21 protein-coding genes are annotated in these 25,994 nt (G+C 47.8%); 10 read left to right on the top strand and 11 right to left on the bottom strand.

The window, feature by feature from the left end; genetic code table 11:
* The first annotated feature begins 213 nt into the window (after positions 1-213).
* The 3 genes from CWB98_RS03145 to CWB98_RS03135 all read left to right on the top strand — a co-directional run bounded on the left by CWB98_RS03145 (position 214) and on the right by CWB98_RS03135 (position 6,044).
* Positions 214-744 (top strand): hypothetical protein, encoded by a 531-nt coding sequence (locus CWB98_RS03145; RefSeq protein ID WP_138543505.1) that lies wholly within the window; start codon positions 214-216, stop codon positions 742-744.
* A gap of 7 nt (positions 745-751) precedes the next feature.
* Positions 752-4,090: a carboxypeptidase-like regulatory domain-containing protein gene (locus CWB98_RS03140; RefSeq protein ID WP_138543504.1), complete on the top strand. Its 3,339-nt coding sequence runs from the start codon at positions 752-754 to the stop codon at positions 4,088-4,090.
* Positions 4,091-4,226: 136 nt separating this feature from the next.
* Entirely contained in the window at positions 4,227-6,044 is a 1,818-nt protein-coding gene (locus CWB98_RS03135; RefSeq protein WP_171045571.1) for a winged helix-turn-helix domain-containing protein, read from the top strand.
* A 46-nt stretch (positions 6,045-6,090) separates the two neighbouring features.
* On the opposite strand, the gene CWB98_RS03130 is transcribed toward CWB98_RS03135, so the two are convergent.
* The 3 genes from CWB98_RS03130 to CWB98_RS03120 all read right to left on the bottom strand — a co-directional run bounded on the left by CWB98_RS03130 (position 6,091) and on the right by CWB98_RS03120 (position 8,784).
* On the bottom strand, positions 6,091-7,689 hold the full coding sequence (locus CWB98_RS03130; RefSeq protein WP_138543502.1) for an SUMF1/EgtB/PvdO family nonheme iron enzyme: 1,599 nt from the start codon (positions 7,687-7,689) through the stop codon (positions 6,091-6,093).
* 245 nt (positions 7,690-7,934) lie between these two features.
* Entirely contained in the window at positions 7,935-8,129 is a 195-nt protein-coding gene (locus CWB98_RS03125) for a hypothetical protein (protein ID WP_138543501.1), read from the bottom strand.
* Positions 8,130-8,214: 85 nt separating this feature from the next.
* Positions 8,215-8,784 carry a hypothetical protein gene (locus CWB98_RS03120; protein WP_138543500.1) on the bottom strand — a complete coding sequence of 190 codons (570 nt, stop codon included), beginning with the start codon at positions 8,782-8,784 and terminating at the stop codon, positions 8,215-8,217.
* A 238-nt stretch (positions 8,785-9,022) separates the two neighbouring features.
* Here CWB98_RS03120 and CWB98_RS03115 point away from each other — a divergent pair, with 238 nt between their 5' ends.
* From CWB98_RS03115 to CWB98_RS03095, 5 genes are all read left to right on the top strand, one after another.
* Positions 9,023-10,096, top strand: a complete 1,074-nt coding sequence (locus CWB98_RS03115) for an SGNH/GDSL hydrolase family protein (protein WP_138543499.1) — start codon at positions 9,023-9,025, stop codon at positions 10,094-10,096.
* 97 nt (positions 10,097-10,193) lie between these two features.
* Positions 10,194-10,637, top strand: coding sequence for a carboxymuconolactone decarboxylase family protein (locus CWB98_RS03110; RefSeq protein ID WP_138543498.1), 444 nt, complete (start codon positions 10,194-10,196; stop codon positions 10,635-10,637).
* Positions 10,600-11,364: an AraC family transcriptional regulator gene (locus CWB98_RS03105; protein ID WP_171045570.1), complete on the top strand. Its 765-nt coding sequence runs from the start codon at positions 10,600-10,602 to the stop codon at positions 11,362-11,364. Before CWB98_RS03110 ends, CWB98_RS03105 begins: the two co-directional genes overlap by 38 nt.
* Positions 11,365-11,445: 81 nt before the next feature.
* Positions 11,446-12,741, top strand: a complete 1,296-nt coding sequence (locus CWB98_RS03100) for a hemolysin family protein (protein ID WP_138543496.1) — start codon at positions 11,446-11,448, stop codon at positions 12,739-12,741.
* Between the two features lie 253 nt (positions 12,742-12,994).
* Positions 12,995-15,244 carry an ATP-binding protein gene (locus CWB98_RS03095; RefSeq protein ID WP_138543495.1) on the top strand — a complete coding sequence of 750 codons (2,250 nt, stop codon included), beginning with the start codon at positions 12,995-12,997 and terminating at the stop codon, positions 15,242-15,244.
* Positions 15,245-15,286: 42 nt separating this feature from the next.
* Here the strand turns inward: CWB98_RS03095 and CWB98_RS03090 are convergent, their stop codons facing one another.
* The 7 genes from CWB98_RS03090 to CWB98_RS03060 all read right to left on the bottom strand — a co-directional run bounded on the left by CWB98_RS03090 (position 15,287) and on the right by CWB98_RS03060 (position 23,047).
* Positions 15,287-15,754, bottom strand: coding sequence for a 2TM domain-containing protein (locus CWB98_RS03090; protein WP_138543494.1), 468 nt, complete (start codon positions 15,752-15,754; stop codon positions 15,287-15,289).
* Between the two features lie 263 nt (positions 15,755-16,017).
* Complete coding sequence (locus CWB98_RS03085) at positions 16,018-17,250, bottom strand: hybrid sensor histidine kinase/response regulator (RefSeq protein ID WP_138543493.1); 1,233 nt, start codon at positions 17,248-17,250, stop codon at positions 16,018-16,020.
* Positions 17,243-19,657, bottom strand: a complete 2,415-nt coding sequence (locus CWB98_RS03080; protein WP_138543492.1) for a hybrid sensor histidine kinase/response regulator — start codon at positions 19,655-19,657, stop codon at positions 17,243-17,245. The genes CWB98_RS03085 and CWB98_RS03080 overlap by 8 nt, the downstream gene beginning before the upstream one ends.
* Positions 19,658-19,774: 117 nt before the next feature.
* Complete coding sequence (locus CWB98_RS03075) at positions 19,775-20,242, bottom strand: GNAT family N-acetyltransferase (protein WP_138543491.1); 468 nt, start codon at positions 20,240-20,242, stop codon at positions 19,775-19,777.
* A 219-nt stretch (positions 20,243-20,461) separates the two neighbouring features.
* Positions 20,462-20,923 (bottom strand): NfeD family protein, encoded by a 462-nt coding sequence (locus tag CWB98_RS03070; protein ID WP_138543490.1) that lies wholly within the window; start codon positions 20,921-20,923, stop codon positions 20,462-20,464.
* Positions 20,920-21,879: a slipin family protein gene (locus tag CWB98_RS03065; protein WP_138543489.1), complete on the bottom strand. Its 960-nt coding sequence runs from the start codon at positions 21,877-21,879 to the stop codon at positions 20,920-20,922. Before CWB98_RS03065 ends, CWB98_RS03070 begins: the two co-directional genes overlap by 4 nt.
* Positions 21,880-21,937: 58 nt before the next feature.
* Positions 21,938-23,047 (bottom strand): alanine racemase, encoded by a 1,110-nt coding sequence (locus CWB98_RS03060; protein WP_138543488.1) that lies wholly within the window; start codon positions 23,045-23,047, stop codon positions 21,938-21,940.
* 287 nt (positions 23,048-23,334) lie between these two features.
* On the opposite strand from CWB98_RS03060, the gene CWB98_RS03055 reads away from it, so the two are divergent.
* Complete coding sequence (locus CWB98_RS03055) at positions 23,335-23,958, top strand: class I SAM-dependent methyltransferase (protein ID WP_138543487.1); 624 nt, start codon at positions 23,335-23,337, stop codon at positions 23,956-23,958.
* On the opposite strand, the gene nudB is transcribed toward CWB98_RS03055, so the two are convergent.
* Positions 23,942-24,382 (bottom strand): dihydroneopterin triphosphate diphosphatase, encoded by a 441-nt coding sequence (gene nudB, locus CWB98_RS03050; RefSeq protein WP_138543486.1) that lies wholly within the window; start codon positions 24,380-24,382, stop codon positions 23,942-23,944. The two genes, CWB98_RS03055 and nudB, sit on opposite strands and share 17 nt — an antisense overlap.
* 532 nt (positions 24,383-24,914) lie before the next feature.
* Between nudB and CWB98_RS03045 the strand changes: the two genes are divergently transcribed.
* Positions 24,915-25,967 carry a tetratricopeptide repeat protein gene (locus tag CWB98_RS03045; RefSeq protein WP_138543485.1) on the top strand — a complete coding sequence of 351 codons (1,053 nt, stop codon included), beginning with the start codon at positions 24,915-24,917 and terminating at the stop codon, positions 25,965-25,967.
* The last annotated feature ends 27 nt before the right edge of the window (positions 25,968-25,994 follow it).

The raw sequence follows: 25,994 nt of genomic DNA, 5'->3' as shown, positions 1-25,994 counted from the left end.
GCTGGTTGTGGCTTTTTTAGTTCTGAACTTTACAATCCTATGGTTCGACTATACTTGCGAGTGTACTTCGATGTGCTGACGAAAAGTCACTTTGATTATTGCGCTTCACAGGTTGTACAGTATGCAGTGAAAGTGCGCCCAGTACACGAAGAACAAGGTGATATAGCAAGTAAATGGCTATATCAGTCTTCGTACGTAAACAAGGCTGCAACAATGAAAACCTCTATCGCGTCTGGTGCCCCGCGAAATACCTTAGGTCTGGTTTTTTGCTCGTCACTGTTGATTGCACTGGCTGGATGTGGGGTGGATTCCCCCAGTGTAACGACAACTAACACACCTCCAACTCAATCTGATCCGCCCCAATCTGAGCCGCCACAATCTGATGCTCCGACAACCAAGGGATACAAAGTCACACTGAACACGACACAACCGATATCTGCCTACGAACTGAAACTGAACTTTAGTGTTACGCCAAATGACGGGTCGATGACCATGAGTAACAGCTTTATTGTATCGGACGGTACTTTGGTTGCACTTGGGCCTGTATCCAGCGACCAAGGGAAGGCGCTGCATTTTGGGGCGCTCACTTATGGGAATAGCAGCGGCTTTAATGGCTCTGCTGAGGTCCTGAAATTTGAAGTCAGTACGAATGCCGGTGCGCTTGATGTGAGCAGCAGCAAAACACTCTGTATGAATCGACTGGCGCAGCAAGTGAGTTGCAGCATTTCGGTCAGTGAACAGTGAGGGCGCAATGATGAAATACTTATATTTTACGGCGCTGCTTGGTTTACTGAGTATGCCGACTCCCGCAACTGAAGGCTCCACGGCCGGCGCGAATTATGACACGTCATTGTCTCGACCCCAGGCTGCTGAACAGGCTGCGGCTGTGGGGATGACGCCTATCACTTTCAGTGAATTCCCAACAGGAACCGCGATCACGGATCAGTATGCCGACAGAGGGATCATATTTGGCGGTGACGCGCCGTTTATTACCACTGACAGTGCGAACCCAACGAGTCCTGTATTATCGGGAACACCTCAGTATAACGGCGCCATTGAAGGTCGTTTTGTGGATCCCCTGACGGGTGAGCCGACGACGGTAAATAGTTTTTCGCTGGACGCGGGGTATTTTGATAACCTGAGTTCAACGCGGTTACAGTGGTTTAATCCCGAAGGTCAATTGATCCGGGAAGTCCTGGACTCACAATTTGGTATTGAGCACTTTGCAATTCGAGATGAAAACATTGCCTCGTTTCGGATTGAAATTATTGCTCAGGAAGATGCCGGATATGCCATCGACAATGTCGCCTTCAACCTTATTGAAGCCGCATTTGATCACACATTTAATCTGGATAAAGTGATCCTCTCTCCGGGCGCTTTAACAGCGAATCAATTTTCTATTTATTTCAAAGATCTGGAAGCGCTCAACGACGCGACACTGGACGATGTCTGTAATTATCAGTTTCATGCGCAAGACAGTAACTTAAAAGTCACGGCTGCGAACTGTAATGTTAATACTGATAAAAAGACCTTCAGGATAGACTTTTCTTTGGCTGAAGCACCTTACAATCTCAGCAATGCTCAGGTGTCGGTATGCAAGTCGGAGGAATGTAAAACCATAGAGGATGTGAATAACCTCAATGTGTATACCACCGCATTCAATGTCTCAACGGATGGCTTTTCCTTCCAAAACGGGGACTGGAATAAGTTCATGTTAACTGAGGTAAAGGACGTATCACTTTCTTCTTTCTTATGCTGGAAGTTCGACCGTTGCACACCGGATCAATTATCTTATCTGGGCTTTATGCGTAAAGTAGCCCGTTCATTTTCAAGCTTTCTGGCACCGGCGAATAAACGCAAAGCCTATGATGTCATTGGTTATTATCGGCTCAAAGATTATACACAAGGCTTTGACAGACTAGATCGGCGTTTTCTGGGCGTATGCCATGGTATGGCTGCGTCGGCGATTGCTAATTATAACAATGCCAGTGAGAGCGTCGCCTGGGGAGCGAACATTGATGCCACGCTAACGCGGGCACAGCTGATTTCTACTTTCCAGAACCATTGGGATAACCGCAACACGGAATCACCCAAGCCGTATGTGAAGGCCGTTGGCAGTTATGACGTTAAGTCGGATGCCGCAGATGCATTTCATGGTTTGTCCAAAATAGGTTTTTACTTTTTATCACAGTCGGCCTTTAAAGGTGACGCATGGATAGGATCTCATCCGAGAACCATATTCCCGGGCATCTCGGCAATGAATGCGTTTTATTCGCCCCATTTTATGGAAAATAAAATCGCCAGTTTGCGCTTTACCATTAATCGTCCAAAAAGGGGCGGCGGGCATTCTATTCTGGCAGCCGGGTTGATCCAGTATAACGATGTGTCTTTGTATATCACGCATGATAATAACTTCCCGGGTGAATATACCATGATGGAGTTCACGGATTCCTTGACTCTGAAGCACTTTATATTCTCTGGAGCGCCAGGTGATGGGACGGAACCTTATGATCAACATGGGGACTTCAAGTTAACAAACTACTACAACGCATCGAGTTATGCACAATTTGGTGCCTATACGGATGTCACGGATCAGCTACGTATCTATGGCCAGCCCGGCGCCAGTGAACGGTCGCAAGATACTCTGAATGAAGAGGAAGATACGCCTGCTAGTGTGGTTGAACTGGAGCACCCACAACACATCACTGTTCTAATTGCAGGTGGCAAATTGATGGGGGTAAACCGCCAGAGCGACCAAAGTGCGGTATTGCTATCGCCAATTCTTGACGAGCCAGATACCGCGCAGGCGTATTTGAAAAACTCAGAGCTGGTGACTGAATTTATTTTGCCTTTGTCTGATACTTACAGCGTTGTAGTTGAAAAGTACCCCCAATATCCCGAAGTTGAAGTCTATGTGACCATTCCTCAGACCAATGGCAAAGTTCTGGTGCTGAATTATGAAGATGTGGTAGCGCAAAACAGCGAGGATAGCGCAACCGTAGTACTGACCGTTGGCCAGCAAAATACGGATGCAAATATCAGTGTCAATGGTGTTGCGCAGGCACCAACTTATGCTCAGGAGAGCAGCTTTGTGGTGGCACAGGTGTCGTCGCTTAAAGCGATTGTAAATGGCGCTGTCGTCTCGCTGAGCTGGCAAAATCCGCAAGGGGGTAACCTCAAAGAAGTCGTTGTCACCAGAACTGTGGGCAGCCTGCCGACCTCTATCACAGATGGTAGTACGATTTTTACCGGGCTAGCGTCTGAGTTTGTTGATAGTGCATCGGCAAATACTCAGTATTACTACAATGTGTACTCAGTGGCGGAGGATTCTACCTCTGAGCCAAACAGCATCTACGTAGACACACACCAGGCGACCTTGCATGGCCAGGTACATGATGGCAGTGACATGGGGATCGCTGGTGTTGAGGTTGTACTTACTAATGGGGTTGGTTTAAGCCAGATAGAAATTGCACGTCAGCTGACAGATGACAAAGGGGTATTCAGTTTTGCGAATTTGGCTAAAGGCTTATATAAATTAAGTTACAGTCATGCCTCTTATCAGTTCGAAACCTCAGACGAGGCGGTGAACCTGACAGATGCGAGTCAGGAAGTAAAACAGCTTGGTGTTGCAGTGCCGGTCTTACTGCTCAATGTTGAAAATGCCATAGGTACGGAGCAGCAGGTCAGCATCAATTGGTCGGGTCTTCATATTGCAGATTCTGACACGGTGGATATTGCCTATCAGGTTGAAGGAACGACGACCGAAATTGCGACGGGCATAGAGTTTTCACAAGGCCGTTATCTGTGGGATGTTTCTGCTCCGGGTGATACATCCGTCACTGTGGTGGTGATGCTCAGCAAGGATAAAACTATACTTAGTGAGCAACAAGTTTTTGTTTTAAAAGAAGTTAGCCCATATGACTTTAGTGGAGACAGTGAGTTGTCGGCTGATGATGTATCAGCGATCGTGAGCGGATGGTCTGCCACTTCGGGGGATACGCAATTTGAACAAAGATTTGACCTGAATGAAGATGGAGAAATAGATCTCAAAGATATCATGCAGGTCGTCGCTGCCCTTAATCAGAAGTAAAACCACAAATACAGGCCGGGCATTTTTCGCCCGGCCTGAACCCGCATAGATTTATTGTTACAATTGCGAGGCTGCATTCGCTGATAATATGTTGCAAGATATTGGGTTAATCTCACTCACTGTTTTGTACAAGGTTATGCCCGATATTTATTTTGCAGACTACCGATTTGATTTGACCCGGATGGCACTGTATCAAGCAGAATATCGCGTGCCGCTCAAGCCCAAACAAGCCATATTACTTCACCTACTACTGACCCATCATAAAGAGATAGTGAGTAAAGCGCAGATCCTGGATGAAGTCTGGGGCGAGACTGTGGTATCTGAACAGGTCATCTTCCAGACCATTAGCCAGCTCAGAAGCATATTGGGTGACGATGCAATACACACCTACGCTCGCCTGGGGTATCAATGGCAGTGGCCTGTGACCGAGAGTCCTGTTTCAGAAAAGCCTGTTACTGGGACACCCATTAAAACCGACTTTGCTGCCGGGCGCAGAGTGCTTCCCCTGTGGGTAATGGCAGGGTTGCTTGTTTGCTTGTCTGTTTATGTCGCAACGAGTCAGTATAACTACAAGAAGCCGTCTGTGGAAACGCAAGTCACCATTTTGGACAAGGGTGACTTACAAGCTGGCACTTTGTCATTTTTTGACATTGCTGAGCAGGCAATTGATATGTCTGGACTAAAGCCGGTTCAGCAAGAACCGAGTGAAATAAGCATAGAGCAAGCATTTCAAACACCAGAGTTGTTATGGTCAGAGGGCCAGAAAAACTGGCAGATGTGGGGCAAGCTTTATCCAGAGTCAAGCGGTGTTTTTATTCATTATGGCATCGCCAGGCCAGGCAGAGTCTGGGAAGGCTATGTTTATGCGTCGGATGAGAGTGAGTTAGCGACCAGCCTGACCCGACGTCTGACTGCTCTGAAATCGCTGGGACTCTTTGCGGACAATCACACCACGACACAAGAGTTGGTCGTGCTTTCTATGAGCCGGCAGGCACCGGATGACCCTGAACTTATCCTTACTGCTGGCCGTTATTATATTGATCAGGGCCAATTTGATTTGGCGATCACTTATTTGGATCGTCTGATTGAGCAGTTTGATGGCCATCAACACAAGCCTTATGTCGCACTGGCTCACTGGCACAAGGGTAAGGTTTACAAAATGCGTAGCCAGCACGTGCTGGCTACGGCAAGTTTACGGGATATGTCAGAGGTGCTGCATGAAACTCAGCTTGAGCCGCTAAAACATCTCTATGTGACGACACTGGCCTGGCTTAGCTATGAGCTGGGTAACTGGTCATTGATGAACCAGGTGTTGGAGCAGGCATTAGCAGAGATCATGACAGATGGTGCTGATGGCTTGCGTCGATTTGAGCTGCACATATTGTATTCCATATTGGCTAAGAAAACCGGACAGGTAGAAAAACAGTACCATCATCTTAATCTGGCTCAGTCCGTTCTGACAGCACATGAACTGGACAAGAGCAATCAGGCAATCGTGCTCTACCATTTTGCCATATTTAGTGGCAACGACAGCGATGCTGAGCCTTATCTGAAGCAGGTTGTAGCGCTACCTCGTACGGGCAAAAACTATTGGGTTCAGGATGAGGCGATGGCACTGTTGGTGGAGTATGCACTGGCGCGGGGTGATTACGAAGCAGCACATGCTTTGATCCAGCCAGAGTCACAGAATCCCAGGGCATTGCTATTAAAGGCTCAGATTCATGCCGCACAGGCGCAAGAGGCGCATATGATGACGGTGCTGAAACGTGCATTTACACTGGCTCAGCAGCGTTTTGATGGCCAAAGTGCACAGACAGCCGCGCTAAGGCTTTATCGGGCTAGTTCAAGCACTCAGGAAGAGAAACTGTATTATCTGGCGTATCTGAAAGCGAATACCGGGGCTGACTGGCTGCGCCACCAGCAAATCTCAGAACGAGAGCTGGCGGCTTTATAAGCGCCCCAATGTGGCACTGTTCAATACGTCTGCTTACGTGCTCGAATTACTGCTCCAAGCTGGCTAAGGGGTTGAACTGCAACCAGTCAACTATAAACCAGGTTTGCGTGCCTGCTCTGACTTCTATTGGTGCATCGGAGGCTATCAGTTTTGCTGGTACTTTGATTATATCCAGTGTGTCGGGCATCATATCTGTGATTCGTGCGACCAAGTGATGCCCCTGCCAAATCTCGATTTGGGTTCCCTCATCGGCTCTGAGTCGCATTTGCAGTTCGACGTCTTGTTGTTTTGGGCTTTTGAACTGATAACTGCTCCATGCCGGCAATAAAGGTTTATCACCGGTTGGGTAATGATAGGGGTTGTCATTGAATGCCAGGCTTTGCTGGTTCTTTTCTTTATGGTCAATCAGGTAAACTTGTTCCTGAGTCACATAGTGCTCAGCCTCAATGCGCTGTCCTGGCTTAAATGTGACATGATGCCCGGTTTCTACCGATATGCTGAAGGGCCCCTGACCTGGGCTTGTGGTTGCAGCAACGGTATAGCTAGCTTGCCCCGCTCCGGGCAGCTGATCCGTAAACTGCTCTGCAGTCAGGTCTTTGGCTACCAGTGTCTGTTTACGGCTGAGCTGGCCGTTCGGGTCAACGTAACTTCGGTACACAGAGTAGCGGGCAGATTGATTGGCAAGTCCCTGCCAGCTAATAGTTACCTGGTTGTTTTGATTACGAACTGCACGTACGCCAGCCGGAGCGGGTGGAAGCTGCCCCAGCTGTTGGTGCACAAGCCGTTGCTGGCGCTGTGCATTAGCAAGCTCCCTGGCAAACACAGTATTGTATGGCGTCTCGCCTTCCTTAGCAGGTTGTTCAAGCACTAAACGAAACCCCTCTATGCTGCCATAGAAATCAGCCGCAATGGTGTCTGCATTGAAGACGCCACGCGTTTGCCAGTGCCAGCCTTCACCCGCAACATCATAGTGTGTGCATTGCTTTGGATTTTTGTCATCCCAACGCTGGCAACTTTGCAGCAGCTCCTTCACATTGCCCATCATATCGTGCAGACCCAGTGGATTTGGCCGATACATGCCTATAACTGTGTGATAAACCGCGCCATCGTTACAGTTTGCGCTGGTACTGTAGCGGTGTTGATGATCAATCTGCATGCCAGCCAGATTTGCAAGATCTTCGGTATTTTCATACTTGCAGATCTGTGTTTGCTGCCAGTCCTCACCAAATGGAGAGCGGCTTGTAGTCTGTGCTGAGGCGGCCAGTCGCCATTCCTTTAGAGTGGGCAACCGGTAGGGTTTGCCGGTTTGCTCGGACAACCAGTGTGCATAGGCCATCGCACCAGGTATACCTATACAAACAACAGGGCGGTAGGGGTTGTGAGTCAATTCAGCGTTATCCCAGTTACCCGGAGAGTCAGGATCCGGCCAGCGTGTTGAAGTAAACAACATACACTTTTTTGGCACCTGATAATTTGTTGCTTCAATAAAGCGGGAAAATTCCGCAACCGTGACCTCATATTTGCCCATCTGCAGATTTATCTGTTGGTCTTTATCAACAACAGGGACGAGGGCTGGTTCAATCGGTGTAACCTGTGTTGAGGCTGAAACGGTGCTCAGTAACAGCGCGTGAATTGGTAAAGTCATAGGATCTCCTCTTAGTGTTTACACAGACACTAAGGGTGAACATGATGAGAGTCCTATTTTATTTCTGAAAGTTAGCCAATGAGAAGTTGAATAGAATATATAAGTTTAAATATCAGGGGATTAGTTAATTTTGATGCGGCGAGAAAACGTCGCCGCAAAGTTTTTTACCCGGGCCTTTTTATGCTCACTGTGCGTTGCATGTGGAGTTAAAAGGACGGTCAGATAAATTATACTGGTGCAATCAATTAGCCCCAGATAATACAATCCGGACGATTGTCTTTGAAAGTCCAGCAGGCATTGATTGAATTACAAAAGTTGGTATTGGGGCAGTTTGGAAATCCGGTTGCAACCGCGCCGCCGACCTGGGGGGTTTGCTGTGCTGATAAAGTGCTGTTTTGAGACAGTGACTTAATCTTTTTTTTGTTTAACGAGAGTTTCATTTTCATTTCCTTTGTCGTGTTAGGAAGCGCATTGAACGCTTCATCGTGGATCCCTGCAACAAAAAAGGTGCTGCAGAGAGTAAACCTATTGTGCCTTCATGTCTGCTTCATGCCAGGAGAACTGCCCGGAGAAAGTGGTGCAGTTCGTCGTCGCCTGTTCAGCATTGGCAAGATAAAGCTGGTTGGTATCAGACTGAGGATAGGTAAAATACTCGCTGCATTGTGCGCTCTGACCTGGCCCAATGACCACCTGAGTACCCGCTTTGAGTGTACAACGCACCAGCATGTCCAGTGGTGAGTATTTGGGGCAAATATTGAATTCAGCGCGATACAGAGAAATCGGCCCGGTCGGCTTTTCCAGTGACCACCATTTGCCCAGTTTTGATCCTTCGTAGGTGCTGTTCCAGACACGCCAAATAACCAGATCCTGAACAACCTGATAGTTTTGCGCATCACACAGCCCACCCTGGCCGCTATCCAGAATGATGCCCGGCGGAACAGTCTGATCAGCAAGTAATTGCAAACCGGGATGTTCAAGTTGTGGCATCTCGCAACTGGGGACCACATTGGTTGAGTGTGATTGCGGTGTATAAGTCTGGCTACAGCCACCGAGTAACAGCACTGATACTATCGTTGCCCGAGCAATTGAAAACATGTTAATTGACTTTGCGTTTAAATTTACCTTCTGGTAACTATATTGCCTTTTGCATAGGAATAAAAGAGGGGGTGTACTAAATTTATCATTATTTGGTATTGGTTTTTGAGTGTGGTAGCAATCTGTATTTTCTTTTTGAGTCCAGAACCTCACGAGTTTAGAAAATTTCAATTTAATCGGCTTGTGGAGTTAGGGGTTAAACACTAGGTTTACTTTTTTAACAAAAAAGGAACTTGCTATGTCTCGCTTAATATTCATTTTACTGGGGCTGAGTGTTAGCCTGAGTTGTTTGGCCAATATTCTGCCCGCTACCCATCATGCGTTGGTTTATGAAGGCCGCATTCATAAAAACTATCAAGACGGCAGTGTTGAATTTAACTGGCCAGGCACGGCCATTCATACTCAGCTGGTGGGTAAATCCCTGGCAGTCAACTTAGTGGGTCACGGCGAGCAGTTCGACATTCTGGTTGACGGCAAGTTACATAAAAAGATAGCTACGGCGCAAACGGGAGAGGCACAAAGCTTTGTGTTGTTTGAGCAGTCACAGTCAAAGCGCGTGCACATTGAAGTGGTCAAGCGCTGGGAGCATTATGAGGCGCGCAGTAAACTCCTTAATTTTGAGGTGGATGGCCGGCTCGAAGGTACCTGGGAGGTACAACCGCATATTCTCTTTATAGGTGATTCGATCAGTGCCGGCTTTGGCAGCGAATCCACCAAAAGGCAGTGCACCTGGCAGGAGATCAATGATACCAGCAACGCCCGGCTGGCTTTCCCTTATCTGGCTGCCCAGCAATTAAATAGCTCCTTTACCCAGGTTTCGTATTCCGGTTTAGGCTTAATCCGTAACTGGAATGGCAACCAGTCTCATCATACACTGGTCGATTATGTAGACAAAATATCTGCGGTGTTTGGCGATGAATTGCCCTATCAGGAAAAGTACCCCGAGTTAATTGTGCTTGAGTTTGGCACCAATGATTTTAGTACCGACCCTCAACCCCATGAGCCATGGCAAACCATCGAAGAGGTAAAAGCTGCGTGGGAAGAAGCCATGGTCGAGTTTGTTCACTCTTTGCGCAGTCGTTATCCGGAAGTGGCCATAGTGGTTATGCCCCGACCCGCTTACCCCTACGATTTTATCATCCCCGCGACGGACACAGCATTGAAACAGTTGGCCAGCCAAGGGGTTGAGCATGTGTATGCCAATACCTTTGTTTCTGCTCTGGAAGGCTGTATCTGGCACCCCACGGCACAGGAACATAAAGATATCGCATCCGGACTGGTCGAGTTTATCAAACAACACGACCTGCTCTGATTGCCAGATGCTCTGGCGATAAAGTCGTTTTTCTTCAATCCTGTTGTGATGCTGGTGGGTAATCTGACTGTCATGGAAGACACAACAGGAAAAGACCATGAAAAGAGCCAACTATTTACAATGTGCCCCTAAACTGATGCAACACCTGTTTGTTCAGGAACAATTACTGAATGAGGAAGTAATGCGTCACTTGGATACAAAACTTTGGGAGCTGGTTAAACTCAGAGCGTCTCAGCTAAACCAGTGCGGCTACTGTATTGCCATGCATAGCCGCCAGGCGATGGAGCAGGGAGAATGCGCCAAACGGATCATCGCACTAAACGCCTGGCGAGATATGTCGGGCTTTACGACGCAGGAGCGGCTGGCACTCACTTTATGTGAGCAATTGACAAACCTCCAACCCATTGAGGATACTCTGTATGCACAATTGTCAGACGTGTTCAGTGATGATGCCCTGGTTACTCTGACGGTTGCCATCAATGCTATTAATGCCTGGAACCGAGTTGTCAAAATGTTTAAACCTGACCCAGATGAACAGTGAGCTAATTTTACAGCGCCATCAACCGGATGGCGAAACAGGGCGATACGTGCAGGCCGTGTGGTTTGCACGTGCTACGCAGGCGGGTACTCGCTGGTTACCCTGCGATGGTGCTCAGGGCGTTTTATTTTTGCTCAAAGGTGAGTTGACGCTGGATGAGCATAAAATATCTGCGCCTTTTCATATTCAGGCCCCTTCAAAACAATCTGCAGAACTCAGTTACAGCGCCGGAGCCGAATTTGCTGGGATCCGCTTATTCCCAGCGAGATTCAAGGCACTTCAGGAAGCGCTTCATCCAGTGTTATCGGCATCCGGATTATGTGCGCTGGCTGAGCAGCTCAAACAAGCGCCGGCACTGCATACTCTGCAGCAGTGGCTGGACACTTTTGCTGCCTCAGCGCCGAACTTGAGCTGTGACCTGCAATACACTTATCAGCTGATTAATCAGCTGATGCAATTAAATCCGCTTGAAGACGCGTATCGTGCTGTACCCCTTTGTATGCGCCAGCTTGAGCGTCAGGTAAAAGAACAGTCAGAGCTGACTCCCAAATATCTTGCTCGTATTTATCGGATCCGCAATGCGCAGCAAAAACTCAGAGATAACCCTATGACAAATCTGGCACAATTAGCATTGGCTTGCGGGTTTTCTGATCAGGCACACCTTACCCGGGAGTTCAAGGACATTCTGCGCATCACCCCGGGTAAATATGCCCGCCAATTATTTGTGTAAATAGCGATTTTTTTTATTGCCAGCAACATCGATTGGGCGTATATATCGCGCTCGAATTCTATTTAACCGTCAGGTGTGTAATTGGACCTAATATGGGTTTTTTTGCTCATAGTAATGAGCGCTGTGTTTGCTTTATGCGAAATATCTCTGGCTGCTGCGCGTAAAGTAAAGCTGCAAAGCCGACTGGATCTGGGCGATCTCCGCGCCAAAAAAGTGATGTATTTACAGGCCAACGCACACCAGTTTTTTGCGGCTGTTCAGGTGGTGCTGAATGCCCTGGCCATTGTTGCCGGTATGATTGGCGAGTCGGTATTTACGCCCTACATCTATCAGGCATCGCAAGTCATTTTGGGTCTGCTTGTTGCGGATGTGGCGCAATACCATACGGTTTTGTTGCAGGTTTCAACCGTGTTGTCTTTTTTGTTGATCACGGCCATGTTTGTGTTGTTTGCCGATCTGCTGCCTAAGCGGGTTGCCATGGTGATCCCAGAGTCTATAGCAATGCGTTTTATCAGCCTGATGCTGGCAAGCGTTTGGCTGTTCAAACCTGTGATTTGGCTATTTAATCTGATGGCGGATGTGATTATTCGCGCATTTAAATTGCCCAACCAGCGCGATGACCTAATCACCCGGGATGACTTGTTTGCAGTGGTTGACCAAAGTGCCGAGCAGGGAGAGTTGGGGGCACATGAACACAATATAATCGGCAATGTGCTGGACCTGGACCAGACCAGTATTACTCAGGCGATGATCAATCGTGATGCCGTCGAATGGCTCAATATTCACGATGATGAAAAAGCGTTGGCCAGGCAAGTACAAAACCGTAGCTTTCAGCAATACTTATTGTGTGATGGCAGCTTAGATCAGGTGATTGCCGCTGTTGAGGCTAAGCAGTTATTAGGCAACCTGATAGCAGGACGGCCTCTGTTGGATGCGCAACAGGAGGCGTTCTTACGGCCGGTTATCTTGCTCGATACCTTAAGCTTGTCAGACGCCCTCAATGCGCTCAAGGCTCATCCATGTAATACCGCTGTGGTGATCAACGAATTTGCCACTGTGGTCGGCATGGTGACTTTGTCCAGCATACTGAACTTTATTGCATTGAAAGACAGCGAGGCGATAGAAGCCCAGTTTCGGCAAAAAGATGCGTCGCGCTGGCTGGTGCAAGGTGACATGTCGATGAAAGATTTCCAGCTGTCGGTGGTTGAGCATGAGTTTATGCCCGTGGACGCAATAGAGACGCTGGCGGGGTATCTGATCCATCACTGCCGACATTTTCCGCATCAGGGCGAAATAATAGAAATTGAGGGCTTTACCTTTAAGGTGACAGAGATACAGGGCCTGGCCATCAAACAGATTGAAGTGAGCCGTAGCTAAACCTTCCATGATTGGCATCCGCGATTGGCATCCGCGATTGGCATCCGCGATTGACCCCCTCAAGTCGACTGTGCGCCGAAAGGTGGCGCAGTGCATTGTGTTTTAAATCAGTGTTTCAAATCAAAGTGCCAGACAGTATTTCAGTCGGGCACTTTCACTCACTTTACAAGCCTGCATCTGTCTTCTAGAGTTTTGAATAACCGTTAATTTTAGGGGAGCTGCACATTTATACTGGCTCCCTATCGAGCAGCCAGTGCAATTATCTACGCCTTCTTTATTGCTTATGGCAGGTGCAGGGGTGGTTGCCTCCGCACTGGCCTTAGTGTTTTTGTGGCTGGCCAACCGCGATGTAAAAGCCACGCTATACTGGGCGTTGTCACCAATCTGCCTGGCACTTTGCATGATCCTGTTCGGGGTGCAAAATGAGCTGCCACTGAGTGTCCGTTATCTGCTACCCAATATGTTTGGCCAGGTTGCCCTGATTTTGGTGCTCATTGGCTGTTACCATGCCTGCGAGCAAGTTGTACCGCTGCGTAAGATTGCTTGCTATTACGGGGCATTTTTGCTCATTCACTGTATTTTCACTTACGTCGTTTCAAATTACGCGTCACGGCTGATCTTGGGTATGCTCACGCTCACCATCACATCAGGATGGATCTGGGCTTGTCTGTATCGTTTCGGTCGGCCTCGTTATTCGGTGTCATTTGTACTGGTCAGCCTGAGCCTGGGGTTTGTCACGCTGTTTGCCCTGGGTAAAGCGTTTGATGTTTTGTCAGACCCCGCAACCAGTAGCCTTCAGCAAGATCAGACATTGAAAGCGCAATTATTTGTGATTTCCTTGTTTATGAGTCAGCTGGTGTTTAATTTTGCGTTTGCGATTATGACCGGGGAATATCGCAATGCCAAAAACCGTGAAATTCAGCATCAATTGATAGAGTCGAATCAGGCACTGCAGCAGGCAAAGCAACGTGCAGAGCAGCACTCCAAAATGAAATCTGAATTTTTGGCCAATATGAGTCATGAGATCCGCACACCCATCAATGGTGTGATTGGGTGTCTGAATTTATTGCTCAGTCACGACCTGGATGCACAGCAGAAACAATACGCCAAGCTGGCTGACGCCAGCGCCCATTCGTTACTGGGCGTGATCAACGATATTCTGGACTTTTCTAAAATTGAATCGGGCAAACTGGAGATTAATGTCGAGTCTGTTGATCTCTATGAGTTGGTTGATTCAGTGGTGAAGTCGTTTGCGATTACGCTGGATCAAAAGCAACTCACTTTGCTGGTGGATTGCCACGCTCTGAAACATCGCTTTGTTCGTCTGGATCCGGTCAGGGCGCGGCAAATCCTGACCAACCTGCTAAGTAATGCTGTTAAATTTACTGACACAGGTACGCTTCAGCTAAAACTGGCCTGTGAGGAAGTGGCAGTGTCTGCCTCTACCGTATTGCAGTGTGATGTTATTGATTCTGGCATTGGCATCAAACCTGAGGCCAGACACAAGCTATTTAGCTCTTTCAGTCAATGCGATGCGTCGACAACCCGCAAGTATGGCGGCACCGGTTTGGGGCTTGCTATTGTTAAGCAGCTTTGCAAGTTGATGAACGGAGATATTGAGCTGGTTGAAAGCACCGAACCCGGCGCTCATTTTCGTTTTCATTTTCAGGTTGAGGCGCAAAAGGGCGGGTTGTGGGGGAGGGATATTGCACCGCAAGGGGCACGTGTTGCGGTGTTGTCACAGCAGCCCGGGTTGACACAAATTGTGTGCCGACAGTTTGAAATGTTGGGTTGTCAGGCACAGGTGTTAATGTTACCCCTCGTAGGCGATATCAGCCACGATGTGTTGATTTTGGATATGACTGAACCTAGGTATCAGGAGAAACAGCTGGAAGCGCTCAGAGTCTTATCGGGGAATCGAAATATACTCGCTATTTGCACTATGCAATGTGAGATACAACACGAGCCGGCATTTGCTCAGCACCAGATAACGGTGGTATATCCACCGGTTACCGCCAAAGATCTGGTCCAGATGTTTTCAGGTAATTCTGGATCTAAGCTGCCAGAGCCGGTTGACGGGGAGTCGCCCTTACGTGGCGTACGTGTGTTGCTTGCCGAAGATAATCCAATCAATCAGGTGGTTGCCAGTAAAATGCTGGCGAGTTGGGAGGTAGAAGTACAATTGGCGGAGTCCGGAAAGCAAGCTGTGGATATGCTCAAAGCCATGCCAGAGCATGCCTTGCCGGATTTGGTCCTGATGGACTGCCAGATGCCGGTTATGGATGGCTATGAAGCAACCCGGCATATCCGCAGTAGTCCTGAACTCGAGGCCTGTCGTGACCTGCCCATTATCGCGCTGACTGCCAATGCCATGCAGGGGGAGCGCAAAACGTGTCTGGCCTGTGGCATGAGTGGTTATGTCAGTAAACCTATTCAGGCCGATGTCCTGCAAGCCGAGATGCTCAAAATGCTGGTGGACAAAGCCGCTGGCCAAACGCAGTAGCCGTCTTGTGCTCAGCGGCGAAAGAACTCTGCTTGTCTCTATTTAGAGCTTCCGCCCCAGGCGTTTCTCTATCTGGCGCTTTTCCCATTGCGCGCCAAACAAGTTGAATACCTCAAATGCGCTTGCCCAGTGACTGAGCAGTCCTATTCCCCAGCCGAGTGCTGGCCACCAGGCCCAGATATACTCTGGACTGGTGAAAATGTTTATGCCAAACAGTACGGCGTTGACTAAAACATAGGTGATTAAGTGCGAGTAAAAATCTTTAATTGCGCGTACCTGCTCTATGACACGTTGTTCCTGCTGGGATATGGTTTCATTGTTCATATCATTCGGCTCCTCTTTGAGATCTGCAATATTAGTATCAAAAACAGCAGCTAACGATTTTAATGACTCCAGACTGGGACTCTGACCTCGCTCTATTCGTTGAATAGTTCTAATACTCAATCCGCTAAGCGTTGCCAGCTGCTCCTGCGACCAACCGCGTTGTAATCTGAGTTTCCTGATGATCATTATTATTTCCTGTTTGCTGCTCTGTTACTTGTTTTACGCATATCCTCGCCGATAGTGTACGTCAGCGTAACGACACCTGAATGACAAAGTATATATTTCAATATGTTAGATAGAGGTTGAATTGCTTTATCTGCGTAACATAATAGTGAAACTTTTTGTCTCAGTGTAATACTATCCGATCATATAAGTACATCGGCTTATCGATGGCTAAGCAGCAGAAAAAAGTTTGGCGGTTTATTACGTGATTAATCGCCTGGTACTAATTAATTTCTCAGCTCCTGTGGTAGTACAATATTAAAGACAGTCCCTTCTCCAGGCTCACTGGATAGCGCAATACTGCCGTTCAAGCGAGTTTCAACCAGCTTTTTAACGATATACAAGCCCAGCCCACTGCCACCTGTGCCCACCCGGGTTGTGTAGTATTTATCAAAGACCTTACTGGCTTTTTCACATTCAATGCCTTTGCCATTGTCTTTTATGTTCAGGGCAATATTGCCATCCTGATGTTCAACGTGAATGTCTATCGTACCAGCGGTTTGTTCTTCAAATGCGTGGATCAGCGCGTTATTGATTAGGTTGATTAACACCTGAGACAGGGCTCCGGTATCCGACACTATGTGCAGTGTTTGCGGACAGTTAATTGAAACTGTGTGGGGGGTACGTTTTAATTTGGGTGTCAGAACATACTGAATATTGTGCAGGTAGTCATGCAAGTTGCACTGTGAAATAGTGCCACTGAACTCGCCGACCACTATGTTCTTAAAACTGTCTATCAGGTGCATCACATTGTCCATGCTGGATAGCACTATCTCGCAGCTTTGGGCGGTGTTATCAATAAAGGTTTGCAGGTCATGCTTTGCCAGCGTTTGCTTTTGTAGCTGCTGAGCGAGCTCTTGCTGCTTTTCATTCAGATGTGACACCGCAGTGCGCACCACACTTAAAGGGGTACCCAGTTCATGGGTGAGCTCTCCAACCAGTTCACCAATATGGCTGAAGTGTTGAGAGGTTTCCAGTTGCTGCTCTTTGAGCTTTGACAGCTTTTCCAGCTCCAACGTCTTGTCTCTAAGCGTGGAAATAAGCTCGTCGCGTAAATTGATCAGGGCTTGTAATTGCAGGTGAGTAGATACGCGGGCCAGTAATTCTTCCTGCCGAATGGGCTTAGTAACATAATCAACCGCACCGACGCTAAAGGCTTCTACAATATCGCTTAATTCGCTTTTACCAGTGACAAAAATAACCGGAACCTCTTTAACCTTGCCGAGGGACTTCAGCCGCCGACAGGTTTCAAACCCATCTATGCCGGGCATCATCACATCGAGTAAGATCAGATGGGGGAGAAAAATGGTGGCAATGTTGATAGCCTCTTTGCCCGATGTGGCAAAAGCCACTTCGTAGCCTTCTGGCTCTAAAAAGTTGGTCAGCAGTTCAAGGTTTTCAGCCTTGTCATCAACAATTAAAATTCTGCAATTGTTCAGTGAAACCGGATCGTCATCCATCTTGCACCTCGTCGAGCGCCGCAATAAAGCCTGTCATGTCAAACCTACTTATAAATTTAGCCAAGTATTGGGTAAGCTGCCTGTTATTTGGCTGCTGAGACTCAATTTCTTTCAGGGTTTGCTTAATACGTGAGCTGTTATTGACCTGAGCATATCTGATTAATTGAGCGCGTTGTTCCGCAGGCAGCGAAAAGTTGGCAGGCAGGATCTCGTCAGATGGCTCAGTGTCTGAGCAGGCTGATTCCGCCAGTTCAGTACTTTCAAAGTGGTCAGGGAAAAACGACAATAAGGAGTCAAAGATTTGCTCAATTGTGTAGGGTTTGCCAATAAACTGGTCAAAGCCAATACTGAGGTAATGTTGTACCTCATGGTGTAAACTGAATGCCGAAATAGCCACGCACTTTAGCTCAGATAAACCAAGGTCTTTTCGAATAATCACCACGGCTTCGTCGCCGCGCATAACGGGCATGAGCAGATCCAAAAACACAATATCAAAGCTTTTTTGCTTGATGAGTTCGATGGCTTGTTTGCCATCCTCAGCATAGTCTACCTCAATACCACAGGCAGCCAGTGTTTGGCCAAGTATCTCACGATTATAGGCAACGTCGTCTACACATAAGGCGCTCAATTGTTTATCGGCACGAACACTTAATTGCTGCAAATTCTTTCTCTGGGCGTTGTTCGCGGCCACGTGTGCCTCTTGCAGCGGCAGCGTAAATGAAAAACAACTGCCTTTACCTGGCTCTGATTGCACATCCAGCTTGCCGCCCATCATGTCAACTTGTTTGGATGAAATGCACAGACCCAATCCGGTGCCGCCTTTTTCGACCCCAGCGCTGCCTTGCGTAAAGCTAGTAAAGAGATTTTCCAGATCTTCTGGCACGATACCCGGTCCGGTGTCTTGCACTTCAAAGCGGTGTAGTCCTGGCCCTGGCTGCGTGTAGCTCAGTTTTATGCTTCCCTTGTCTGTAAACTTAACGGCATTTCCGAGCAAATTGATCAGTACCTGACGCAGCTTACCCTGATCGCCATGAACCCCAGTAGGAGTTGTAAGCGCACTGTTCAGTTGCCAGGTGAGTTGTTTTTGCTCGCACTTGAGTTTGAACATACTCCCCAGGTCCTCAAGCAGTGTATTCAGTTCAAAATCTACGGGGTTGAGCTTACTTGAACCCGCTTCAATTTTTGAAATATCCAGCACGTCATTAATGATATCCAGCAGGTGATTGCCGGCTCTGATAATTTTGTTCATGGTGCCTTTGTGGCTGGCGCTTAAATCATTAGCTCGCTCAAGTAACTGGGCAAAGCCCAGCACTGCATTGAGTGGGGTGCGGATTTCGTGGCTCATGTTCGATAAAAACATGCTTTTTGCCAGATTTGCTTGTTCGGCGCGCTCTCTTGCCGATTGCAATTCAGCCGTGCGCTCTTCGACCAACCCCTCAAGCTCAATATTATTGTTGCTGAGCCTTTCCTGAAGCTGGGTGTTACGCCAGGCTATGCCCAGATTATGACCCAGATTCAGCAACAGTTGTGCTTCTTGCTCTTCTATTGGGTTGATGTAACACGCAATTGCAAAGATGGGCGTACCATCGACTTTGTCACCCAAAAATAGCAGGGCGTAATTATCCACAATGGCACTACGCTCTGAATGAGCACTCTCTTGAGCACAGTACTGCGCCATAAATTGCTGCCGGATTGGCTCTGGGATGTCCAGTGCAATGTCTTCTTGAGGCAGCAGCTGCTCAAAGGTTTCCCTGGTGCGATCCAGCTCAACAATAAATACACTCATTGGGGCAGGTTCAAATTGCTGGCTGAGTGGCAAAGTTTCGGTGAGGGTCTGAAACACCCTAAGTTCAAACTCAACCAGCTCAGTATCGCTCAAAAGAGCATTGGTACAGGTAATGATTTTGTCCAGCCCGGACTGGACTTGCTGGGTTTTATCCAGATGCTGATAAGTGCGCAGTGCAACCAGCACCGACGCTTTTAGCTTACTGCTGGTCAGCTCCGTTTTGGTTTTGTAATCGTTAACATCGTATTCCCGGGTAATGTCAGATTCTGGCGCCATACCAGGCTGGCCGGTGCGTAATATAATCCGTACCTTATGGTTTTGCGCTTGCTCACGCACGTATTTAGCAAAGTCCAGTCCGGCTTCGGCTGTCTCCATCACAACATCAAGCAAAATCAGTGCAATGTCGTCATGTTCAGCCAATACCTGCTGTGCCTGAGTGCCACTGTAGGCATTTAAAAAGGTCACGCCGCGGCCATCCAGCTCCATCTGCTCTAGCACCAGCCGTGAAATCTGGTGGATGTCTTCTTCATCATCAACCAACAAGATTTTCCAGGGGGGCAGGCTGGGTAACTCTTCAGGTTCGTCATCAGAGCCAAACAGGAGCGTGTCATCGTCAAACATATTACATCTCACTTCACGTACCGAACTTACAGTGTAGTGAATGATCAATAAAAACGACCACTGATTAGCGCATTTATCACCGCTGAGGCACCTTGGGTGAAAGGCTTGGGGTGTTTATCAGACGGTATAAAAGGAATGCTTTGGCAGTGTGGCTTCCATGGGCTGATAAACCAGGCCGTCAGACTTGGCAACTTCTCCGGCCAGATCAAAGCCATACTTTTGATAAGCCCCAACCGATGGCAGCGAAGCCGAAACCGTAACGCTCTGCTCCGTGGCCAGTTCAAATGCCGCATTAATCAGGGCTTTGCCAACCCCTTTATGTTGCTGAGCAGGAGTAACAAACAACATGGCAATATGACGACCCGCCTTTAGCTCAAGCATACCAACAGGCTGGCCGGCAATTTCAGCCACCAAAACTTGGTTATCCTGTGCCAGCCGCGCCGCAATCGCAGCAGGAGCGGCAATTGCTTTAAAAGTATCCCGACCAGCCGCTGGTAAGGTATTTGCCAGGGCACCATCAAATGACGCCATACAAATCTGACTGAGAACATCTAAATCCTTTTGTTCTGCGAGTCTTACGTGCATGTTATTCCTTGTTTTTGAGTGTTGGAGTATATCGATGGTTGTGATGCTGAGGTCGATTTAAAAATGACTATCCCAGTGAGCAAATCTACCGTTTCGTTACAGAATCAACAAAACAGACTTTGAACTAAGCTAAATAAACACCGAGCGAAGTACTGCCCTGTAGCAAGTTTACCGGTCTTCCCTGACCTCACTGCCTTGCGCTGCGAAAAGATCTTTCTGTCACTCCTCTCCCAGCGCTTCCACCCACAGCACCCCGACGCTTTTTTTCACCACTTTGACCGTGGTGCCTTTTGCAATAGGCGTTTCGCTTTTTAGCTGCCAGGTGATCCCTGAGTAGGCATGGGTGAGCTGGCTTTGCTCATTAAGGTCATCGCTGAGTACTAAGGTGATGTCGGCAAAGTCGCTGTTTACTTCTGTGCTTTCTGTCTTGGCCTGCATACGCTTGAGCGGTTGCCAAAGAACAGCTGCCAGAGCTGCGGTTAATACCGCATTGACCCACAATGCATTCATCAGGGTGGCGTCCAGTAAGCCCACCGACATCATTAAGCCACTCAGGACCAAAGACAGACCGAGGAAAAACAGTACAAAGGTGGCAAAGCCCAGTACGGCGACTTCTATGATTAAAGCCAGCAGCCCGAGTACAATCAGGATCTGGCTCAGATGTTCAACAATCAGGGTCACGACTGCTCCTTTTGCTTTTTATTCAGGCTGTTGATGATCGACATGCCCTGTGCCACCAAAGAGCTGGGATCGGTGCCGTTTTCAGGCAACAAGACCACGGAAGATTCACGAGCAATGGCCTCTTTGGCAACAATGGCTTTACTGGCCAGGTCGAGCTGAATGGCTTTTTGGCCTTCTTCTGTGTTGGCGGCTTCACCGACTTTTCTCAGTGCATCCGCTTGCGCCTCCGCAACGGCGATAATGGCTTTTGCTTCACCTTCTGCTTTAAGGATCTGCTCGGCTTTTTCTGCCTCTGCGGCCAGTACCTGGGCTTGCTTTTTACCCTCGGCCACGTTGATGGCGGCTTGCCTGTCGCCTTCCGATTCCAGGATCTGCGCTCGTTTAACCCGCTCTGCTTTCATTTGCGCTTCCATGGCTTCCATTACTGAGTTGGGTGGCACTATGTCTTTGATCTCATATCTGAGCACCTGAATGCCCCAGGGGTCGGATGCGGCATTGATGGCAGAGACAATATTGGTGTTGAGCATATCACGCTCTTCAAAGGTTTTATCCAGCTCCATTTTACCCAGCTCACTACGCATCGTTGTCTGGGCCAGCTGAGTGACGGCAAAGATGTAATCGTCAACGCCATAAGTAGCTTTGTAGGGGTCCAGTACCCGAAAATACAAAACGCCGTCGACAATTAAAGAAATATTGTCGCGGGTGATGGCTGACTGTGAAGGCACATCGACGGCTTGCTCTTTAAGGCTGCGATCGGCAGAGACCTGATCGATAAAAGGCACAATAAAGTTCAAACCGGCTTCTTTAGTTGACTGGTATTTACCAAACCTTTCTATGATCCAGGCGCGGTTTTGCGGCACAAATTTAATGCTGCCTTTGAGCACAAAGATGATAAAAATCAGTAAAAAGGCCTCGACGGTGAGGAGGTAGTCGAGAATGAGCGTGATAGGGTCCATGTTTATTCCTTCTATATTTCCGTGTCTGTACTATAGCAACAATGCTGAATGTGGACCATTACCAGCCGCCAAAACGTGGCCAGTAGTCCATTTCATCATTCGAAATCACCTGATACCCCGCATGTTGCGCGGCGGTGGCACAGGCGTGATTTGGCAATATGCGCAGTAAGGTGCCAATGCTAAAAAGGCTGAGATCCAGGCCCTCGGGCAGGGCCACAATGCCATGCTCCTGATTCGCACTGTTTACATACAACCCGGGTAAAGTGTGTCCTGCTTCATCACATACCTGGCCGTAACCATTTCGCTGAGGCGCCAGGCCAAGGTCGCGTGATAAGGCCATCCAGCCCGCGTCCAGGATCAGCCAGTTCTTTTCCTTATTATGACCAATCACCCTGGTCAGGACGCTTAAGGCGATGTCTTCTGGCTGGCACACGCCAAGGTCAGCCATAACGAGATCCATACTAGCGTAAACGCCAGCTCGGACTTCGGTGACTTGTTCAAACCCTTCACCCAGCAGTGCGGTGGGCGTGGAGCCTACGCTAATAACGTCACAGCTGATTTGGCGCTTATTCAGTTTGCTGGCAGCATCGCGTACGGCTGCTTGTTCTTGCTGTGCCATAGCTCTGATTTCGTCCAGAGTGTGGCTGTCATATGCGCCGCCGGCATGAGTAAGGACGCCACTAAATAGTTCAGCGCTTTGCAAAATTTTAGCAATTGCGATGAGCTGTGGATCACCCGGTTTTATGCCAGCCCGCTTGCCGTCACAGTCAATCTCGATCAGGCTGCTTAACTGGCAATCATTTTCCCGACAAAAAGCATGGACAAATTGTGCCTGCTCAAAGCTGTCCATAATAATATGCATGGTGACGCCCTGATTTTGCAGGTCCAGTATCTCAGGCAGTTTGTGTTCACTGATCCCTACGGCATAAGTGATATCCTTGCAACCCGCTTGAGCAAACTGTCGAGCTTCTTGCAGCGTCGAAACCGTGCAGGGCGCCGACAGATCACCCAGCATATACCGAGCGGCATCTACCGATTTCAGAGTTTTGAGGTGTGGCCGCGAGGACACATTAAAGCGCGCCAGCTGGTTATTTAGCCGATTGATATTGTTCAGTAGCTTTTGCTTATCCAGCAATAGACACGGGGTCTGTAAAGAATCTAGTGACATAAAAACTCCTGGTGTAATGGATCCCTGACGCAGGTAACAGGCTGCAAAAATGGGGAGAAACCTGACGTGCTCTCAATCATACTGGTTACATGCGATTAGTCGCGAAGAATACGCGGAACTGACCCCTTCATATGGCAACCAATGTATACGTTTCTGCCACTAAATCAAAGCGTTAATCTTGACTGAACCAAAGCCATATTTAACCAAATTGTCATAATTGTGCCTTTATTATTGTCTATGATGGCGTTGTATCAGGAACAATTAAAATTGGTTGGAGCCTAGCATCTATGCCTATGCAATATTACGAAGACAATGCATTACAACTCGCCAAAGTGTATCAATCATATCGCTTTGAGCTGCTACATGCCTCTTGGCTAAAATTTGTGACGCCATTGATGTCTGAAACAGGTCTGAAGTTCCTGGATATCGGTGCCGGCGCTGGCAGAGATGCCCGGTTTTTTGTTGAGCAGGCAGAAAATGCAGAGGTGGTTGCGGTAGAGCCTGTGTGTTCATTAAACCGCCTGGGACAAGCATATACCCGCGATATGCCGGTTAACTGGTATCAGGATGAGCTGCCCTGTTTGTACAAAGTACGTAAGAACCATGCTGCCTTCGATGTGATTTTAGTCAGCTCGGTGTTTAACTATTTGCAGGCCAGCTCTGGACAGCAGGCAATGCTGACCTTGCGCACTTTGCTAAACCAGCATGGTTTGCTGGCCATTAAACTGCGCCATTGTGATGATGAGGAAGCACTGAAAGTGCGCGGAATGCAAAATTGCTCGGTAGAGTATATTCTTGATATTGCAGAAAAAGCAGATTTGCACTGCGTAGAGGTGACTGAACCGGAAGAGGATGCGCAGGGCAGAGCCTCTGTCACCTGGCAGACGCTGCTATTTAAACCAGTTCAATAGATAAAATTTCTTCACTGTTACTGGTTGACCAGGCTTGCTCAGCGGCTTGTTGCTGGGTGAGCCATCGATAATCCAGGTGTTCTCCCGGCGCAAGCCGCACTTCGCAACCACTCGGGACACACACGCTGAATACATACTCAGTATTCACAGTCGCACCCGCCACATACCGGTGCCGCCATTGCTCTCTGATGGTGTACTGATTGCACTTTTGATGATCTTTAATAGTCACCCCAAGCGCCTTTGCATCGATGCCTGTTTCTTCGAGTAATTCTCTGTACGCCGTCTCAATCGGTAACTCTCCGGGATCTACGCCGCCAGTCACAGATTGCCAGAAGCTGGGGTCATCCGCCCGTTGTAGCAGTAAAAATTCGTTATGAGTTGTGTAGATTACGACAAGTACGGAGTGAGGTAGTCTGAGTGTCATAAGTGGCCGCTGTACTATTTTTACTAAATTTACCCAAAAGTAAGTCAGTTTGGCAAGTACAAGGTTACAGGCAAAAAAAAAGGCAGGAAACATCCTGCCCAACCTCCAATAGCAACAAAACTGTGCCAGGAAATACCCAATAAACCAACATCCTTGTTGGTAAGCTCTACTTCTCGGGAGTTCATTTGGAATGACTCATTTGATGAGTCATGCCCTAAGGAACGACTTCATGCTATCGCAATGTTTTTCAAATGTAAACTTATAAATGAGAAATTTCATATTAATATTTTTATATTTTGGTTTTTTGTCTATTTTTTACCAATAAAATTATGTGCTTTCTATTTTTGGCTCTGATTGAGGTAAAACCTAAATGGACTTTGTTATTAACAATTGTGTTTTTTTTGTGTGTATTTTGGGGCGTTTTTTGACCAAATTGCATTAATGGTAGTCAATCACAGATCAGCATGTTCTCTGGTATATTAATTGTATCTGTACCATGCTTAACAAGATTGCAATTAGGTGTCTCTGATATATGCTCACAAGCTTGTTGTTTTCTGCCGCCGTCACTTTAACACCTGCGGAATTGTTCAAAACATTGAACCAACTGAAAGACCTGAATGACAAAAACCCAACTCAGGCAGTCACCTTATTTCGTGAGGTATATGACAAGCTGCCTGAGGAGCCCAGTAAAGGGTTACTACAAGTTTATCTTGCCGGACTGGAGTCGAGTGTACGCTCATATGATTCTGCCTCAGTATCAGGCATTATCAATCAACTAAGTCAAGAACAGTGGCAGAGTTATCTGCATGGGGAACACGTCCATGTCATTGGCTCTTTGGCCGTATACCACAGGAGAATGCATGACTATCAATACGCTCAACAGCTCAACGAGTGTGCGTTAAATTATGTAACAGATGATAAGCAGTACGCTAGGATTGCGAACAATCTGGCGGTGGTTTATCGGTTTACTGGTCAGCATAAAAAGGCGACAGGGATACTTAAAGACGCCATGATGCTGTCAGAAGACAGAGAGATCATTGCAAACATTAAGAACAACCTGGGTAACCTGTATTTTGATAGCAGTAGTTATCGCAATGCGCAGCTGATGTACATCCGGGCATTTTTATTTCATTCAGAAACGGAACAGTTTGGCCATGCCGCAGGTACGGGCCTAAACTTGCTGAATACACAAATTCATTTACGTGACTGGGGTGGGTTTATGCGTTTTAAAGCATCTGTCGCGACTCAGATAAATGCCAGTGGGCAGGCCGTATTCAATGACTTCTATCTTTGGCAGTTGGCGGTCTTCGACACTGTGGTTGAATCACGTGCACTGACTTCGGCCATACTGGACAAACTGGTTGCATCAATGGAGACACTCATTAATTCAGAATTAACACCTTCTATTGATCTTTATGTTCAGTTACTGGCACATAAAGCCATTTCTGATGCCTGGTCTGCTGCAAAGGCAAAGCAGCGCCCTGAGCCAATTGACAAGCCAGTTACTGCACGGATCACGTTGCGACGTTGGTGTGGCCAGGTTGCAAATACGCCTGGTGGAGATAAGATCACGGCGTTCTGGTAATAAAAATTTAAATTTGATAAGTTGTAA

Source organism: Pseudoalteromonas rubra, from assembly GCF_005887115.1.
GTDB lineage: Bacteria > Pseudomonadota > Gammaproteobacteria > Enterobacterales > Alteromonadaceae > Pseudoalteromonas > Pseudoalteromonas rubra_F.
This window is presented reverse-complemented; position numbering and strand designations above follow the sequence as displayed.

What these genes read in the sequence shown, in the direction of transcription:
- nudB (WP_138543486.1), bottom strand. Translation starts at nt 24,382, where the DNA reads ATGACACTCAGACTACCTCACTCCGTACTTGTCGTAATCTACACAACT.
- CWB98_RS03045 (WP_138543485.1), top strand. Translation starts at nt 24,915, where the DNA reads ATGCTCACAAGCTTGTTGTTTTCTGCCGCCGTCACTTTAACACCTGCG.
- CWB98_RS03110 (WP_138543498.1), top strand. Translation starts at nt 10,194, where the DNA reads ATGAAAAGAGCCAACTATTTACAATGTGCCCCTAAACTGATGCAACAC.
- CWB98_RS03135 (WP_171045571.1), top strand. Translation starts at nt 4,227, where the DNA reads ATGCCCGATATTTATTTTGCAGACTACCGATTTGATTTGACCCGGATG.
- CWB98_RS03085 (WP_138543493.1), bottom strand. Translation starts at nt 17,250, where the DNA reads ATGGATGACGATCCGGTTTCACTGAACAATTGCAGAATTTTAATTGTT.
- CWB98_RS03065 (WP_138543489.1), bottom strand. Translation starts at nt 21,879, where the DNA reads ATGGACCCTATCACGCTCATTCTCGACTACCTCCTCACCGTCGAGGCC.
- CWB98_RS03075 (WP_138543491.1), bottom strand. Translation starts at nt 20,242, where the DNA reads ATGCACGTAAGACTCGCAGAACAAAAGGATTTAGATGTTCTCAGTCAG.
- CWB98_RS03055 (WP_138543487.1), top strand. Translation starts at nt 23,335, where the DNA reads ATGCCTATGCAATATTACGAAGACAATGCATTACAACTCGCCAAAGTG.
- CWB98_RS03125 (WP_138543501.1), bottom strand. Translation starts at nt 8,129, where the DNA reads ATGAAACTCTCGTTAAACAAAAAAAAGATTAAGTCACTGTCTCAAAAC.
- CWB98_RS03090 (WP_138543494.1), bottom strand. Translation starts at nt 15,754, where the DNA reads ATGATCATCAGGAAACTCAGATTACAACGCGGTTGGTCGCAGGAGCAG.
- CWB98_RS03060 (WP_138543488.1), bottom strand. Translation starts at nt 23,047, where the DNA reads ATGTCACTAGATTCTTTACAGACCCCGTGTCTATTGCTGGATAAGCAA.
- CWB98_RS03145 (WP_138543505.1), top strand. Translation starts at nt 214, where the DNA reads ATGAAAACCTCTATCGCGTCTGGTGCCCCGCGAAATACCTTAGGTCTG.
- CWB98_RS03080 (WP_138543492.1), bottom strand. Translation starts at nt 19,657, where the DNA reads ATGTTTGACGATGACACGCTCCTGTTTGGCTCTGATGACGAACCTGAA.
- CWB98_RS03120 (WP_138543500.1), bottom strand. Translation starts at nt 8,784, where the DNA reads ATGTTTTCAATTGCTCGGGCAACGATAGTATCAGTGCTGTTACTCGGT.
- CWB98_RS03115 (WP_138543499.1), top strand. Translation starts at nt 9,023, where the DNA reads ATGTCTCGCTTAATATTCATTTTACTGGGGCTGAGTGTTAGCCTGAGT.
- CWB98_RS03130 (WP_138543502.1), bottom strand. Translation starts at nt 7,689, where the DNA reads ATGACTTTACCAATTCACGCGCTGTTACTGAGCACCGTTTCAGCCTCA.
- CWB98_RS03140 (WP_138543504.1), top strand. Translation starts at nt 752, where the DNA reads ATGATGAAATACTTATATTTTACGGCGCTGCTTGGTTTACTGAGTATG.